The sequence below is a fragment of the Microlunatus soli genome, from assembly GCF_900105385.1.
Lineage (GTDB): Bacteria > Actinomycetota > Actinomycetes > Propionibacteriales > Propionibacteriaceae > Microlunatus > Microlunatus soli.
Genome location: NZ_LT629772.1, coordinates 4,055,772 through 4,070,399 on the forward strand (window position 1 = coordinate 4,055,772; position 14,628 = coordinate 4,070,399).

The 14,628-nt window shown below is 66.5% G+C and carries 13 protein-coding genes; 11 read left to right on the forward strand and 2 right to left on the reverse strand.

Annotation, left to right across the window (positions count from 1 at the left end; translation table 11 throughout):
• Positions 1-393 precede the first annotated feature (393 nt).
• Positions 394-1,236, forward strand: coding sequence for a phosphotransferase (locus tag BLU38_RS18575; RefSeq protein ID WP_091526961.1), 843 nt, complete (start codon positions 394-396; stop codon positions 1,234-1,236).
• A 29-nt stretch (positions 1,237-1,265) separates the two neighbouring features.
• Positions 1,266-3,377: a prolyl oligopeptidase family serine peptidase gene (locus BLU38_RS18580; RefSeq protein ID WP_231919916.1), complete on the forward strand. Its 2,112-nt coding sequence runs from the start codon at positions 1,266-1,268 to the stop codon at positions 3,375-3,377.
• Positions 3,378-3,420: 43 nt separating this feature from the next.
• Here the strand turns inward: BLU38_RS18580 and BLU38_RS18585 are convergent, their stop codons facing one another.
• Both BLU38_RS18585 and BLU38_RS18590 read right to left on the reverse strand, forming a co-directional pair.
• Complete coding sequence (locus tag BLU38_RS18585; protein ID WP_091526962.1) at positions 3,421-3,969, reverse strand: dihydrofolate reductase family protein; 549 nt, start codon at positions 3,967-3,969, stop codon at positions 3,421-3,423.
• A 78-nt stretch (positions 3,970-4,047) separates the two neighbouring features.
• Positions 4,048-4,968 carry an ABC transporter substrate-binding protein gene (locus BLU38_RS18590; RefSeq protein WP_231919917.1) on the reverse strand — a complete coding sequence of 307 codons (921 nt, stop codon included), beginning with the start codon at positions 4,966-4,968 and terminating at the stop codon, positions 4,048-4,050.
• A gap of 101 nt (positions 4,969-5,069) precedes the next feature.
• Between BLU38_RS18590 and BLU38_RS18595 the strand changes: the two genes are divergently transcribed.
• From BLU38_RS18595 to BLU38_RS18635, 9 genes are all read left to right on the forward strand, one after another.
• Complete coding sequence (locus BLU38_RS18595; protein WP_157683549.1) at positions 5,070-5,441, forward strand: DUF1707 SHOCT-like domain-containing protein; 372 nt, start codon at positions 5,070-5,072, stop codon at positions 5,439-5,441.
• A 105-nt stretch (positions 5,442-5,546) separates the two neighbouring features.
• Positions 5,547-6,428 (forward strand): GTP-binding protein LepA, encoded by an 882-nt coding sequence (locus BLU38_RS18600; RefSeq protein ID WP_091532741.1) that lies wholly within the window; start codon positions 5,547-5,549, stop codon positions 6,426-6,428.
• 111 nt (positions 6,429-6,539) lie between these two features.
• A complete protein-coding gene (locus BLU38_RS18605; RefSeq protein ID WP_231919918.1) occupies positions 6,540-7,901 on the forward strand; it encodes an exo-beta-N-acetylmuramidase NamZ family protein in 1,362 nt (453 codons plus the stop codon).
• 384 nt (positions 7,902-8,285) lie between these two features.
• Positions 8,286-8,966, forward strand: coding sequence for a TetR/AcrR family transcriptional regulator (locus BLU38_RS18610; RefSeq protein WP_091526965.1), 681 nt, complete (start codon positions 8,286-8,288; stop codon positions 8,964-8,966).
• A gap of 8 nt (positions 8,967-8,974) precedes the next feature.
• Positions 8,975-10,102: an acyltransferase family protein gene (locus BLU38_RS18615; RefSeq protein ID WP_157683550.1), complete on the forward strand. Its 1,128-nt coding sequence runs from the start codon at positions 8,975-8,977 to the stop codon at positions 10,100-10,102.
• A gap of 227 nt (positions 10,103-10,329) precedes the next feature.
• Positions 10,330-11,889: a sugar ABC transporter ATP-binding protein gene (locus BLU38_RS18620; RefSeq protein ID WP_091532745.1), complete on the forward strand. Its 1,560-nt coding sequence runs from the start codon at positions 10,330-10,332 to the stop codon at positions 11,887-11,889.
• A complete protein-coding gene (locus BLU38_RS18625; protein ID WP_091526967.1) occupies positions 11,886-12,899 on the forward strand; it encodes an ABC transporter permease in 1,014 nt (337 codons plus the stop codon). The genes BLU38_RS18620 and BLU38_RS18625 overlap by 4 nt, the downstream gene beginning before the upstream one ends.
• A gap of 79 nt (positions 12,900-12,978) precedes the next feature.
• Positions 12,979-13,995, forward strand: coding sequence for a substrate-binding domain-containing protein (locus BLU38_RS18630; RefSeq protein ID WP_231919919.1), 1,017 nt, complete (start codon positions 12,979-12,981; stop codon positions 13,993-13,995).
• A gap of 154 nt (positions 13,996-14,149) precedes the next feature.
• On the forward strand, positions 14,150-14,575 hold the full coding sequence (locus BLU38_RS18635; RefSeq protein ID WP_091526968.1) for a YciI family protein: 426 nt from the start codon (positions 14,150-14,152) through the stop codon (positions 14,573-14,575).
• The last annotated feature ends 53 nt before the right edge of the window (positions 14,576-14,628 follow it).

Below are 14,628 nucleotides of genomic sequence, written 5' to 3' on the forward strand. Positions count from 1 at the left end.
TACTTCGGGCCGAGGAGTTCCTTGGGAGTGACACCGGCGCGGATCGTGTCGATTCGACGGAACTGGCTGTCGCTGTCCGGACGGACATTTCGATGATGCTTGTGCATGTCTGACAGCCTGCTGTCCGACGGCCGGGCCGAACCCTGTCCGGGCCCCTAATCGGCATGATCTGTGGACAAGACGACCGACGGACAACACCTTCGACCACCGGTACGGGGCAAGATGCTGCGATATCGCCGTCGGGCAGCGGCCGGGGGTAAGTCTCAGCAGGTGTTACCAAATCTCCCTAGGGATGAGCCGGGGCCGGGCAAGTCGCAGCACGTGTTACCGAATCGCCCGAGGGGCACGCGATATCCGCTACCCCCGGGCTCGGGGTGCTCATAGGGTGGGGGCGTGCCCGGACCTCCGCTACGTGTTGATCAACAGCGTGCGGCGTTGATCGCTGCGGTCGAGGCCGAGGACGATCTTGGGATCGAGCTGTCGGTGGCCGACGCGGAGTTCCTGGTCGGCTGGGAGAACGTCGTGCTGGCGACCTCCGATGGCTGGATCCTCCGGTTTCCGCGCGGTTCGCAACAGGAGTACGTCCGCGAGGTGGCGGTGCTGAGGCGGCTCGCGGGTCGGCTGCCGGTTCCGATCCCGACCATTGCGGCGACCGGCAAGCGTCGCGACTTCGCGGTCTATCGCCGGCTGACCGGTGCGTCGCTGGATCTCGCAGCCTACGACCGGGCAGACCGGCAGACCCGGGATCGGCTGGCGACCTCGATCGCCCGGTTCCTGGCGGCCATGCACGGCGCATTGTCCGGGGACGAGATCGCCGAGCTCGGCGTGCCGGCCTTCGGTGCCGACGGACAGCCGGTGGTGCTGCCCGACGAGATCGCCGCGGCGTACGGCGACCGGCTGGCGGCATTGCAGGAGGAACAACGATCGCTCGCCGCCCGTGCCCATGCCACCGTGCTGCTGCACGACGACCTCCATCCCGGCAACTTCGTGCTGGACGCCCCGGTCGGCCGGTTGTCCGGGGTCTGGGACTTCAGTTGCGTCTCGGTCGGTGATCCGAGCCAGGACTTCCGTTACCTGGTTGGTGATTCGATGGATCTCGCCGAACGCATCGCCAGCGCCTATGCGGCCCGCACCGGCCGCGAGATCGACCTCGGGCTGGCCTCGGTCAGCCTGCAATTGGAGGAGATCAGCGATGCCCTGGAAGAGGGCCGCGACCCGACGCCGTACCTGACCTGAACAACCCGTCCGAACCGAAAGTGATGATCATGGTCGACTATCCCGACACCCGACGCTGCGATGTTGCCGAGGACCTGCACGGTCGGACCATCGCCGATCCGTATCGCTGGTTGGAGGATCCCGATTCGACGGAGACGCGGGACTGGGTTGACCGGCAGAACGCCTTCACCTCCGAGCGGCTCACGGCGCTGCCGGAGCGTGCCTGGTTCACCAGCTTGATGAACAGGATCATCCGGCGGCCCCGGGCCGGCGTGCCGAGCAAGCGCGGCGGACGCTACTACGTCAGCCGCAACGACGGCAGCCAGGACCAAGATCAGATCTTCGTCGCCGACACCCTGCAGGAGCTGCGGGCCGGCGGCCGGCTGATCCTGGATCCGAACACCTTGTCGGCCGACGGTACGACCTCGATCCGCGGCTTCCAGGCCAGCAAGGACGGCCGCTACCTCAGCTATCAGGTCAGTGAGGGTGGCAGCGACTGGGTCGACTTCAAGCTGCTCGACCCGGCAACCGGAGAGACCGACGACGACGCCGCGATCCAGACCAAATTCGGCTCGGCGACCTGGCTGCCGGACAACGCCAGCTACCTCTATCCGGCAGTGCCGCACGAGGGGCGGGCCGACGGATCACAGGCCGGCCAGGTGAAGACCGGTGTGTTGGCACTGCATCGGGTCGGCCGTCCCGAGAGCGAGGACGAGGTGATCGTCGACGTCCGGGACGACTACACCCAGGGCTTCGTGTTCGGTGAGGTGTCGGCCGATCACCGGTATCTGGTGAGCTATCTGGTCGAGGGCACCGAGAACTCCAATCGGCTCTGGGTCTACCGGATCGACACCGACCAGGGGCGCAGCACCCTGTCCGAGCCGATCAAGCTGATCGACACGGCGTACGCCCAGTTCGAGTTCGTCAGGAGTGTCGGCAGCAAGATCACCCTGTTCACCGATCACCAGGCCGATCGGGGTCGCGTCGTCCAGGTCGATCTCGATGCCTTCGAACGCACCGGTGAGCTGGTGTTGGAGGAGTTGATCGCCGAATCGTCCGACGCCGTCCTTGCGGTGACCGCCGCGGGCGATGAGTTGATCATGATCAGGCTGGCGGACGCAGCGCCGACGATCACCCGGTACGGCCTGGACGGCGCCGACCGCGGTGCCGTCGACGTCGAGGGCGGTTCGATCACCGGGCTGTGGGCGGAGGCCGGCGAGGACGAATGGTTCATCGGAATGTCGACGGTCACCTCACCCACCCGTGCCTACCGGATCGGTAGCGGCGGCGGGGCGGTCGAACCATTGGATGATCTTGTTCCGGCCGGCGCCGCTTTCGACCCGCCGGCCTACACCCAGGTACGCCGTCGGGCGAGAAGCGCGGACGGCACCGAGGTCCCGTACTTCCTGATCACTCCCGGCGCGGACGCCGAGCCGACCGGCCCGAGGCCCACGCTGTTGTACGGCTACGGCGGTTTCAACATCCCGGTCGAGGCCGACTACCGCCCGATGTGGTCCGGTTGGCTGGCAGCAGGCGGGGTGATCGCGATCGCCAACCTCCGCGGTGGTGGCGAATACGGCACCGCGTGGTACGACGGCGGCCGGCTCGCCAACAAGCAGAACGTCTTCGACGACTTCATCGCCGTCGGCGACCATCTGGTGTCCAGCGGTGTCACCAGTCATGATCAACTCGCCATCCACGGCCGCAGCAACGGCGGCCTCCTGGTCGGCGCGACGATGACCCAACGTCCGGATCTCGCGGCTGTCGCGCTGCCCGGTGTCGGCGTCCTGGACCTGCTTCGGTTCCACAAGTTCACCGCCGGGGCCGCCTGGACCTCCGACTACGGCAATCCCGACGACCCGGACGACTTCACGATCGCGTTGGCCTACTCGCCGTTGCACAACGTGGCGCCGGCGGATTATCCCGCGACGTTGATCATGACCGGTGACCACGACGATCGGGTGGTGCCGCTGCACAGCCACAAGTTCGCCGCCACCGTACAGGCAGCACAACAGGGGAGTGCACCGATCCTGACCAGGATCGAGACCCAGACCGGTCACGGGATGGGCAAACCACTGGCCCTGGTGGCGGCGGAGAATGCAGACCTCTTGGCGTTCGCCGCCCACTACACCGGCCTGCAGGTGCCGCCCGCCGAGCACTGAATCTGCTGGCCCGGCAGCTGGCGCGGCGCAGTCCGGACCGTTCTCAGGCTCGCAGGCCGTAGGTGAGCACCGCGTTCCCCGCGCTGGTGATCTTGGAATCGATCAGCGACAGCCGGGTTACCGGCACGGTCTCGTCGAACAGCCGACGTCCCTCGCCGGTCACCGCGGGATGCGTGGTCAGCGTCAAGGCGTCGATCTGACCGGCCAGGAACAGCGAACGGACGGTCTCGATGCCGCCACCGACGGAGATGTCGCCTCCCTCGGTCTCCCGCAACGATTGCAGGTACGCGACAGGATCGCCGTCGATCAACGTGCTGTTCCAACCCAGCTCGCCCGACAATGTGCTCGCAATGACATGCTTGCGGATCGGATTGATCCAGGCGCTGAACGGATCGTCGTTTTCAGGGTTCGGCCAGTACTCCGACCATTCCTGCCACAGTTTGCGTCCGAGGATGAGGTCGGTGACCGGGCCGATGGTCGACTCCATCAGCTCGCCCTCCTCGGGCCCGAAGGCGTCGAACTGCCACCGGTCGGGGCTCTCGACGACCCCGTTGACCGAGTGGAACAGGTGGGCTGTGACCTTGCGCGTCATGATGGTGCCTCTCGTGTGAAGTGCTCTTGCTCCATCAGACCATCGCGCTCGTCAGAACTCATCGGGTCCGACCGAAAATCATCGCAAGCGTCGTGCGGCGGTCTCTGGTGGTCGTGAGCAACGGCCGGGATGGATGATCCCGGCCAGCGACTCGATCCCGTCGATCAGCCGCGGTCCCGGCCGGACCATCAACCCGTCACCGTCGATCGCCCACACCTCCGTGTCGGGGAAGCGGGCCATCAGGGCGCTGTCGGCAACCAGTCCGGCACCCTGCTCGATGGCGCCTGCCAGATCGAAGCCGCACGGCGAGATGATCATGATCTCCGGTCGCTCGGCGGCGATCGCCGACCAGTTCGTCGGCACCGACCTCGAACGCGGCCGGCAGGCGACCGGGTCGCCGCCGGCGGCAGCGACCATGTCCGGCATCCAGTGCCCGGCGCCGAACGGCGGATCGACCCATTCGATCACCGCGACCCGCGGCCGCCGCGCACCGCGGACCGCCGTTCGGACCTCGGCGATCCGAGCCGACAACTCTTCGCACAGCACCGCGGCCCGGTCAGGCACGCCGGCGGCGGCCCCGACGTCGGCGATCGAGGCCAGCACCTCGTCCAGTGAATGCGGGTCGAGGGTGACGACCTCGGCGGTGCAGCCCAACGCCACAGCGGCATCGCGGACCTTCTCGGTCGGGACCGCGCAGACCCGGCACAGATCCTGGGTCAGGATCAGCTCCGGATCCAGGTCGGACAGTGCACCGGCATCCAAGGTGTAGAGATCCTCGCCGGCGGCGAGCCGGGACCGGACCGCGGCGTCGATCGCCGATGGCGCCATCCCGCTGGTGTCCTGGCCGCCGACGATGATCCGTTTCTGCTCGCGGGCCCGGGGCGGTTCATTGCACTCGAAGGTCACCCCGACCAGTTGCTCGTCCAACCCGAGCGCGTAGCTGATCTCGGTGGCCGACGGCAGCAACGACACGATCCGCATCACCCCAGTGTCGGTCACCGGTGCAGGATTCGCCACGTCCGTCGAGCCCTGGCCGAGTAGCCTGGCTTCAGTGAGCGTGTTGCCCGATGAACGAGCGAACCCGATGAATGAGCTGCCCCGTGAATGAATTGCCCAGGTCGTCGAAGTACCGGAGCAGCCCGGACGAGCAGGTGTCGGCGCAGGAACGTGAACAGCTCACCCGGCGGTTGAACGAGGCCTTCACCGCCGGCAAGCTGACCCAGGACGACTACTCCGCCCGCCTGGACGAGCTGTACGCCGCCCAGCGGCTGGGCGATCTGGTCCCGGTCGTCGAATCGTTGCCGGCGGTCCAGTCCTACAGCGAGCCGGCGATGGTGCAGCAGACCGGCGCCCAGCAGCCCGGCGAACTGAGCGTCGCCAGCAGCAACGGCAGCCGGATGACCGTCGCCCTGGTCGGTGGCATCGCCGCGATCGTGATCATCCTGGTGATCTTGCTGCTGGTGCTGCTGTGAGCGCGACCCTGCTCGGATCGCGAGTTAGGCGTACCTAACTTTTTGTGGTCAAGCCCACACGGTGCGAGTCGTCGGATCGTCTCAGCCACGGTTATGGTTGACACCGTGCCCCGGCAGATCATCACTGGTCAGAAGATCGCTGACCACGTCAAGCGGCTGGGCGATCTGTATCCGCCGATCCCCTTGGACTCGGTCGACCGGACCGTCAACAACCCCGACCTGGTCAAGCAGAAGTACAGCAACGTGCTCAATTATCTGGCGCGGGTCGAGCTCGAGGTCGATCGCAACGTGTTGGAGTTGCTCGTCCTACTGCCCGACGTCGACGAGACGAATCGGATGTTCTACGCCGACGTCTGGCAGCCGCAGGAGATCCAGCACGGGCTGATCCTGGACCGGTTGCAACAGGACCTGGACATGACACCGTCCGAGCCGCATCTGGACGTCTCGGCCAAGATCAAGATGCTCGGCGCGTTGGCACACTTCGAGCCGATCCAGGACATCGCCAAGCTGCTGTACTACCTGACCGGTGCGAGCACCGAGCGGCAGGCCGTGCTGGCCTACAACCAATTGCACACCGGGCTGAACGAGATGGGCGAGCGGGCGATCTCGGAAACGATCATCAGCCCGATCAAGCAGCAGGAGCCAGGCCACTTCGCCTTCTACCAGATGTCGGCGACGGCCATGGTGCAGAACGGTGAGTTGAAGCCCTGGCAGATGTTCCTGGCCCGGGTGCTGCGGGAGAAGTCCTACGGCCTGGTCGGCACCAACGCGATGGACCGCTACAAGGCGGACATGGGGGCGGTCGTTCTCGACCTCGGAATGGAGGACGGGATGGACGAGTACGCCCGGGAGATCGGCCGGGTCGAGGCCCGACTGCTGTGGGCCAACAAGCAGGGCATGGAAGTCCCGCCGTACATCGTGAAGGCCCTGCGGGAGAGTGTCGATCTCTATCGTGAACGGGCAGCCCGGGAAGGCTCGGCCGGCTGACCGCTGCACACCCTTGACCCCACGATCGGTCCCTGAGTAGCTTCTTCACAGGAGCGGCGGGGTCGTCGAGAGCCCCGAGCTTGTTCGCAGGGCTGATCAAGGGGGAACGTCATGAGCGGTTCCGAACCCAACACCGGGTCGCTGTCCCGTCGGGGCATGATCATCGGCTCGACGATCGGCCTGGGCGCCGCTGCAGCGACCGGCATCGCCGGCCAAGCCGCAGCCACGCCGCGTCGGCAGGATCCGACCCACGGAAAGCCGGGTCACACCACGCCGGGTGGTGGGCGTCGGGTGCTGCCCGGCGCTGATCGTGCGGCGGCCGACGACTGGTCGGCGCTGAGCGGGCAGAAGCTCGGAGTGATCACCAACCCGACCGGCATCGTCAGTGACCGGATGATCAGCATCGTCGACGCGATGGTGGAGTCCGGGCGGGTGAACGTCTCCGCGGTGTTCGGGCCCGAGCACGGTTTCCGGGGTACAGCCCAGGCCGGCGAGTCGGAGGAGACCTACGTCGACGAACGCACCGGCGTGACCGTCTACGACGCCTACGGTGCGCAGGCCGACAAGTTCGCCGAGCTGTTCACCGAGGCCGGCGTAGAAACGATCGTCTTCGACATCCAGGACGTCGGCGTCCGGTTCTACACCTACATCTGGACGATGTATCAGGCGATGATCGCCGCGGTGCGCAAGCAGTTGCGCTTCGTCGTGCTGGACCGCCCGGTTCCGATCGGCGGCCAGGCCGACGGTCCGCTGATGACCGACGGCTTCACGTCCGGTGTCGGCCAGGACTTCATCGTCCAGCAGCAGGGCATGACGGCCGGTGAACTGGCCCGCTTCTACGACGGCGAATTCATGCCCGACCGGGCCGGCGGCCGGTTGCCGCAGCTGGACGTCATCGAGGTCGCCAACTACCGGGCCGACACGCTGTACGCCGACACCGGTCTGCCCTGGGTGCTGCCCAGTCCGAACATGCCGACCGCCGACACGGCACGGTTGTACGCCGGTACCTGCCTGTTCGAAGCGACCAACCTGTCCGAGGGGCGGGGGACCACCCGGCCGTTCGAGCTGATCGGCGCACCGTACGTCGATCACCAGTGGGCCGCGATGCTGAACAAGCGCAACCTGCCCGGGGTCTACTTCCGCGAGGCCTACTTCACCCCGACCTTCTCCAAGAACGAAGGCAAGGTCTGCGGCGGCGTCCAGGTGCACCTGCTCGAACCGGCGGAGGTGCAGCCGATCCGGACGACGGCGGAGATGCTGGTCGCGTTGCGTGATCTGTACGACGGCTTCGCCTGGCGGACCTACCCGTCCGACGCCTACCAGGGGCAGTGGCTGGACAAGCTGACCGGCTCGGCCCGCTTCCGCACCCAGCTCGAGGCCGGCGCGACCGCGGACGACATCGTCGACGGCTGGTCCGACGAGCTGTCCGACTTCAACCGCCGTCGCCGTCCGTACCTGCTCTACCGCCGATGATCGGGCCCTGGGAGCGGACCGATGGCGAGCCGGGCCCGACCCTTTGTTAGATAGAAGCCCGACCGTTTGTTAGGTAGAAAGCCGACCGTTTGTTAGATAGGTATCCGGCGATCGGCTAGGGCCAACAGCAGCGGTCCGACCCGCCACACCATCCGGACGGCCAATCCGAACAGCCGGACCGACTCGACAGTCCGACCTCGGAACGGGACGCCATCGTCGATCATCGCCCTCCCGACGGATCAGCAACGCGAAGAGGGACGCTACCAGCTGAACTATCGGCTGGCTATGGGAATAGGCGGCCGACGTGCTGTGCGCTGTGTCCGCGCTGAGGTCGGGGGAGAACCCTGATTGCGCGAAATTGTCCAGGCGGCCTAAAATTTGACCATGCGGTCAGATTCTTCCTCGGAGACGCCCGCGTCGGACGGGCGGAAGTCGTTCATTGCAACCGCCCGGCGGGCGCAGATCCTGCAGGCTGCGGTGCAGGTGTTGACGACCAAGGGCTATGCGGGCACCAGCCTGGCCCGGATCGCCGATCAGGCCGGTGTGGCCAAGGGTGTCGTGTCCTACCACTTCGACGGCAAGGACGATCTTCTCGAGCAGGTGGTGATCGACGCCTTTACCCGGGGTGCTGAGGAGATGATCCCCCACATCGTCGCCGCCGAGGATGCCAAGGGTGCGCTGCGCGCCTATCTGCAGGGCAACATCGACTTCCTGGATGCCAATCGAGGTCAGATCGTCGCCGTCGGCGAGGTGATCATCAATCTGCGCCGACCGGACGGCGGCCTGCGCTTCGACGAAGCCGGCAAGCTGGAAGTCGTCCGCCCGCTGGCCGAGCTGTTGGCGGACGGCCAGGCCGCCGGCGAGTTCACCGACTTCGATCCGATGGCCATCGCCTACCTGATCCGGGATGCGATCGACGGAGTCTCCGCACGACTGCGGTACGACGCCGACTACGACGTCCTCGGCTTCGGTGCGCAGTTGATCAACTTTGCAGAGCGAGCAATCCATCGTCCCTCGGGTGAGGAGTCGACCGACTCCGATCCTACTGACGCGAACGGAAAATGATCATGAGCATGCCTGTTGCATCCTCCATCCCTGCCGCAGAGCGGGAGCAGAACGGCCGGCAACGGATGTTCTTCATCGACAACCTGCGAGTCTGGTTGACCGCGTTGGTGATCCTGCATCATCTGGCGATCACGTTCGGCCGCTCCGGGCCGTGGTACTACCTGGTGCCGAACAGCCCGGAAGCGGCGACACTGGGGTCCCTGGTCTTCCTGCTGATCAATCAGGCCTACTTCATGGGTCTCTTCTTCGGGGTCTCTGCCTATTTCACCCCGGGGTCGGTAGACCGGAAAGGTGTCGGGCAGTTCATTCGGGATCGTGCGCTGCGGCTCGGCGTCCCGCTGGTGTTGTTCGTCTTCGTCCTCGGCCCGGTCGCTGCTCTGCACGGCCAGCTGGTGACGACCGGCCACTACACGTTTGCCGACTACCTCTCATCGATCGGTTTCGGTCCGCTGTGGTTCGTCGAGGTGTTGATCATCTTCACCGCGATCTATCTGGCGGTCCGTCGTGGTCGCCCGGCTCCGTCACCGTGGGACCAGACCCTGCGCGGTCGTTCGGTGATCATCTTCGGCGTCGGTCTGGTGCTGACGACCTACCTGTTCCGGTTCATCCTGCCGCTGTCCAGCCCGGTCCCGTATCTCGAAATCGCCTCCGGTTACGAGATCCCGCAGTACGCCGCCTTCTTCGTGGTCGGCATCCTGGCCTATCGGCGAGGCTGGCTGCGCAACCTGCCGTCCCGGTTCGGGATCGTGGGCGGCATCGTGGCGGTGGGCGCCACGATCGTGCTGTCGCCGGTGCTGATCACCGGTGTCGAGCAGGCGACGCAGCGGGGCACCTGGCAGTCCGCGGTGTACGCCCTGTGGGAACAGACCTTCGCCATCGGCTGCTGCCTCGCGCTGCTGGTCTTCTTCCGCCGGTTCGTCAACCGTCAGGGCCCGATCGCCGCCGAGCTCGCCCGATCGGCCTTCCCTGCCTACGTCGTGCACGCCCCGGTGATCACCTGGCTGGCAGTGGCGATGGCGCCGCTAGGACTGAACGCGGTGCTCGGTTTCGTGGTCGCCGCCGTGCTCGGAATACCGCTCACCTTCGCCGTCGCCGCCGGCGTACGCCGGCTACCGGGACTGCGCCACGTCTTCTGACCCGCCCACCCTTCCCGCCGACCCGTCAGTTTCTCCCCGACACGCCCGGCGTGTCGGGGAGAAACTGACGGGTCGGCGTTGTTGGGCGTGCGGGAAGGATGTCTGGGGCCCAGGGGCTGGTGGTTGATTGACAGGCTCCGAAGCCGCCCTTAGATTGGCTGAAATCGATTTCTTCCAGCAACGTTGCGGTGATCGGGTCGCAGCGCGGGATCTTTTCAGGGAGCGATGTGGCCGACGAGCCGGCGTTGGTGCGGCTGACCGGGATCGGGAAGCGCTTCGGTGGCGTCGTCGCGTGCGCCGACGTCGACTTCGTCGTGCAGCCGGGTGAGGTGCAGGCGCTGCTCGGCGAGAACGGTGCCGGCAAGTCGACCTTGGTGAACATCATGTCCGGTGTCCTGATGCCGGACCAGGGGCGCATCGAGGTCGGTGGGACGGTGCAGCGGTTCGCTCGCCCCGCGGACGCTCAGGCTGCCGGCATCGCCACCATCCACCAGGAACTCGACCTGGTCGGCGAGCTGAGCATCGCCGAGAACATGTCGCTGGGGCGCGAGCCGAGACGGTTCGGCATCCTGGACCGTGGCACGCTCCGGCGCTCGGCCCGCGAGCAACTGCAGCGGCTGGGCATCGAGCTGGACGTCGACCGTCCGGTCCGGACCCTACGGGTGGGCGAACGTCAGTTGGTCGAGATCGCCAACGCCCTGCAGTTCGATGCGCGGGTGTTGATCATGGACGAGCCGACCGCCTCGCTGGCCGACGCCGAGGTCGACCGGCTGTTCGCGGTGATCGATCAGCTCCGCCGTGCCGGCGTCGGGATCGTCTACATCTCCCATCGGATGGATGAGATCGAGAAGATCGCCGACCGGGCCACGGTGCTCCGCAACGGACAGCTGATCGGCTCGGTCGACCCGGCGGCGACGCCCCGAGCAGAGATCATCTCGATGATGGTCGGCGGACGAGCCGATCGGATCTTCGCCGATGATCATGAGCGGACACCGGGTGAGGTGGTGCTGCAGACCCGACAGCTGGCCTACCGGCGGCGTTGGCCCCGACCCGGGCGTACCGATCCCGACGGCGTCGACCTCACGGTGCGGGCAGGAGAGATCGTCGGCCTCGCCGGCCTGATGGGGGCCGGCCGCACCGAGCTGCTGGAAACCTTGTACGGCGCCGCTGACGGTGGCCTACTCACCGGCGAGATCACCTTGTCCGGAAGACGTTTCCGACCCCGGCGACCGAAACGATCACTCCGTGCGGGAGTGGCGATGGTGCCCGAGGACCGGCGCGGAGCGGGACTGGTGCTGCAGCACTCGGTGGCGCACAACCTGACCTTGTCGGTGCTCTCCTCGATCAGCGCCGCCGGCGTGGTCCGCAGTGCGGCCGAGCGGCGGCTGGTCGACAGTCAGATCGACGCGATGGGGATCAGGGCGGCGACGCCGCGAGTCGCGGTCGGCACCCTGTCCGGCGGCAATCAGCAGAAGGTCGTCTTCGGTCGGCAGCTGCTGGCCCGGCCGCGACTGTTGATGTTGGACGAGCCGACGCGTGGTGTCGACATCGGCGCCAAGGCAGAGATCTACCGGCTGCTCAGCGACCTCGCCGCCGACGGCACCGCGGTGCTGATGGCCTCCTCCGAGCTGCCGGAGCTGGTCGGCGTCTGCGATCGGATCGTGGTGCTGCGGCGCGGCCGGGTGGTGGCAGAGCTGGCCGGCGACACCACCCAGGACACGATCCTGGCCGCCGCGATGGGCGAGTTGCCGGGGGATCTGACGAGCGGAGAACAGGAGCGGGTATGAGTGGTGGCGCACTGGCCGGGATGTCACGCACCCAATCGGTCGTCGAGGTGATCTTCCGTTTCCAGAGCTTGTTCGGGTTGGTCGTGGTCTTCGTGATCGGCATTGCCACGTCGCCGGTCCGGCACGGCGAGCTGGTCTTCCTGTCCGCCGGCAATCTGGGCAACATCGTCCGGGCGGTGTCGGAGATCGGGATCATCGCGATCGGGATGACGTTCGTGATCCTGGTCGGTGGCATCGACCTTTCCGTCGGCGCGATCCTCGGGCTGGCAGCGGTGGGTACGGCGACCCTGATGGTCAACAACGGGCTCGGCATTCCCGAGACGGTGCTGCTGGTGATCATGATCGGGATCGTCTTCGGCCTGTTACAGGGCGCGGCCGTGGCCAAGCTGGGGATCCAGGCCTTCATCGTGACGCTGGCCGGGCTACAGGTCGCGCGCGGCCTGGCCCGGATCTGGTCCGGCGGGGTCGGCGTCCCGATCGCGTACGGGTCCGGTCACCAGGAGGCGCCACCGGCGTTCTCGATCCTCTCCGGGTCCCTGAACGGCATCCTGCCGGTGCCGGCGGTGATCTTCATCGTGATCGGTGTGATCGCCGTGCTGGTGCTCAGATTCAGCACCTTCTCCCGGCACGTGTACGCCATCGGCGGCAACGAGCGGGCCGCCCGATTGGCCGGTGTTCCGGTGCTCCGGGTCAAGATCGCCGTCTTCGCCATCTCCGGACTGACCAGCGCGATCGCCGGCATCATCCACGCCGGTCAGCTCAACCAGGGCAGCCCGAACGACGGCTCCGGCTACGAGCTCGATGCGATCGCCGCAGTCGTGATCGGTGGCACCAGCCTGATGGGCGGATCGGGAAGCATGGTCGGCACCTTGGCCGGCGCGCTGCTGCTCGGAATCCTGAACAACATCCTCGGGCTGAACAGCATCGACCCCAACGTGCAACTGCTGGTCAAGGGGCTGGTGATCGTCGCTGCGGCCGCCCTGCAACGGTTCCGCCCCTCCGCCGGCTGAAACCCGGACCCATGTCGGACCGCACCATCCACCATCGCAAGATCAACAACGAGGAGAGGGATCGATGATGATCCGAGGAATGAAGATGCAGCTGAGCCGGCGGACGGGACGGCTGCTCGGAGCCGGACTCACCGTCGCGGCCGTCCTGGCAGCGGCGGCTTGCAGCGTCGAGGCCGACCCCGGCAGCAAATCCAGCGGAGCGGCCGAGTGTGGCACCGGCAAGGAGTTCAGCATCGGGATGTCGCAGGCCAACAACGCCGAGCCGTACCGCCAGGTGATGAACGACGACATCAAACGTGCAGCCAAGAAGGTCAAGGGCTTCAGCGTGACCGTCTCCGACGCCGCCCAGGACAACAGCAAGCAGGTGTCCCAAGTGGAGGACTTCATCACCCAGCAGGTCGACCTGCTGATCATCTCACCGAACGAGGCAACACCGTTGACCCAGGTGGTGAAGAAGGCCTACGACGGCGGGATCCCGGTGATTGTGCTGGACCGCAAGGTCGACGGAGACGCCTACACCGCGTTCATCGGCGGCGACAACACCGCCATCGGCAAGGCGATGGGGGAGTACTACGCCACCACGATGCTGCCCGACGGCGGCCGGGTGGTCGAGATCTCCGGGCTGGCCGGGTCCACGCCGGCCGCCGAGCGGACGAAGGGCTTCGCCGACGGGATCAAGTCCAACCCCAAGGTCAAGATCGTCGAATCCCAATCCGGTGAATGGCTGCGGGAGAAGGGGCAGTCGGTGATGGACACCGTGCTGAAGTCCAATCCCGACATCGACGCGGTCTATTCGCAGAACGACCCGATGGCCGAAGGTGCCTACCTGGCCGCCAAGTCGGCAGGCGTCCAGGACAAGATCAAGTTCACTGGGATCGACGGGCTCGCCATCGCCTCCGGCGGCATCAAGGCGGTCCAGCAAGGACGGCTGCAGGCGACCTACGTCTACCCGACCGGCGGCCGGGAGGCGGTCGAACTGGCCAAGCAGATCCTGGTCGACTGCAAGTCCGACGTCGAGAAGGACACCACGCTGCCCGGCGAACTGGTCACCAAGGACAACGCAGCCGAGGTCTACACCAAGCTCGGCGGCTCCTGACCCCACCTTCCACCCCGCCGACCCGTCAGTTTCTCCCCGACATTCCGGGAAAGTCGGGGAGAAACTGACGGGTCGGCGTGTTGATCGGGGGTTTCGTCGTTCGACCTGGGGGTGAGAGGGTCCGAACAGCGGATCCCGAGCTCGAGGAGCAACGATGCCGAAGTACATGCTGATCATGCGGTCCACCGACGAGACGTTGGAGGCGTCGGCCGACGTCGACTTCGACGAGATCACCGAGTCGATGGGGCGCTACAACGACTCCCTGATCCAGGCCGGTGTCCTGCTGTCCTGTGAGGGACTGGATCCCGACCCGAAGAGTGGCCTGGTGGTCGACTACTCCGCCGAGGAGCCGGTCGTCACCGACGGCCCGTACGGCGAGACCAAGGAACTGTTCGCCGGCTTCTGGTTGATCAACGTCGGGTCCTTGGAGGAAGCCGTCGAGTGGGCCAAGCGGGCACCACTGGCCGGGCCGGGCAGCAAGGCCGAAGTCCGCCGGGTGGCCTCGATCGACGAGTTCCCGCAGGACAACGAGTGGATCAAGAAGGAACGCGCCTGGCGGGAGTCCACCGGTCAGCTCTGACCGGTCACCCGCTATGTCCCTTCCAGCAGACTCCGGACCTCCCGGAGATCCGG

What these genes read in the sequence shown, in the direction of transcription:
- BLU38_RS18615 (WP_157683550.1), top strand. Translation starts at nt 8,975, where the DNA reads ATGCCTGTTGCATCCTCCATCCCTGCCGCAGAGCGGGAGCAGAACGGC.
- BLU38_RS18625 (WP_091526967.1), top strand. Translation starts at nt 11,886, where the DNA reads ATGAGTGGTGGCGCACTGGCCGGGATGTCACGCACCCAATCGGTCGTC.
- BLU38_RS18580 (WP_231919916.1), top strand. Translation starts at nt 1,266, where the DNA reads ATGGTCGACTATCCCGACACCCGACGCTGCGATGTTGCCGAGGACCTG.
- BLU38_RS18605 (WP_231919918.1), top strand. Translation starts at nt 6,540, where the DNA reads ATGAGCGGTTCCGAACCCAACACCGGGTCGCTGTCCCGTCGGGGCATG.
- BLU38_RS18585 (WP_091526962.1), bottom strand. Translation starts at nt 3,969, where the DNA reads ATGACGCGCAAGGTCACAGCCCACCTGTTCCACTCGGTCAACGGGGTC.
- BLU38_RS18630 (WP_231919919.1), top strand. Translation starts at nt 12,979, where the DNA reads ATGAAGATGCAGCTGAGCCGGCGGACGGGACGGCTGCTCGGAGCCGGA.
- BLU38_RS18610 (WP_091526965.1), top strand. Translation starts at nt 8,286, where the DNA reads ATGCGGTCAGATTCTTCCTCGGAGACGCCCGCGTCGGACGGGCGGAAG.
- BLU38_RS18635 (WP_091526968.1), top strand. Translation starts at nt 14,150, where the DNA reads ATGCCGAAGTACATGCTGATCATGCGGTCCACCGACGAGACGTTGGAG.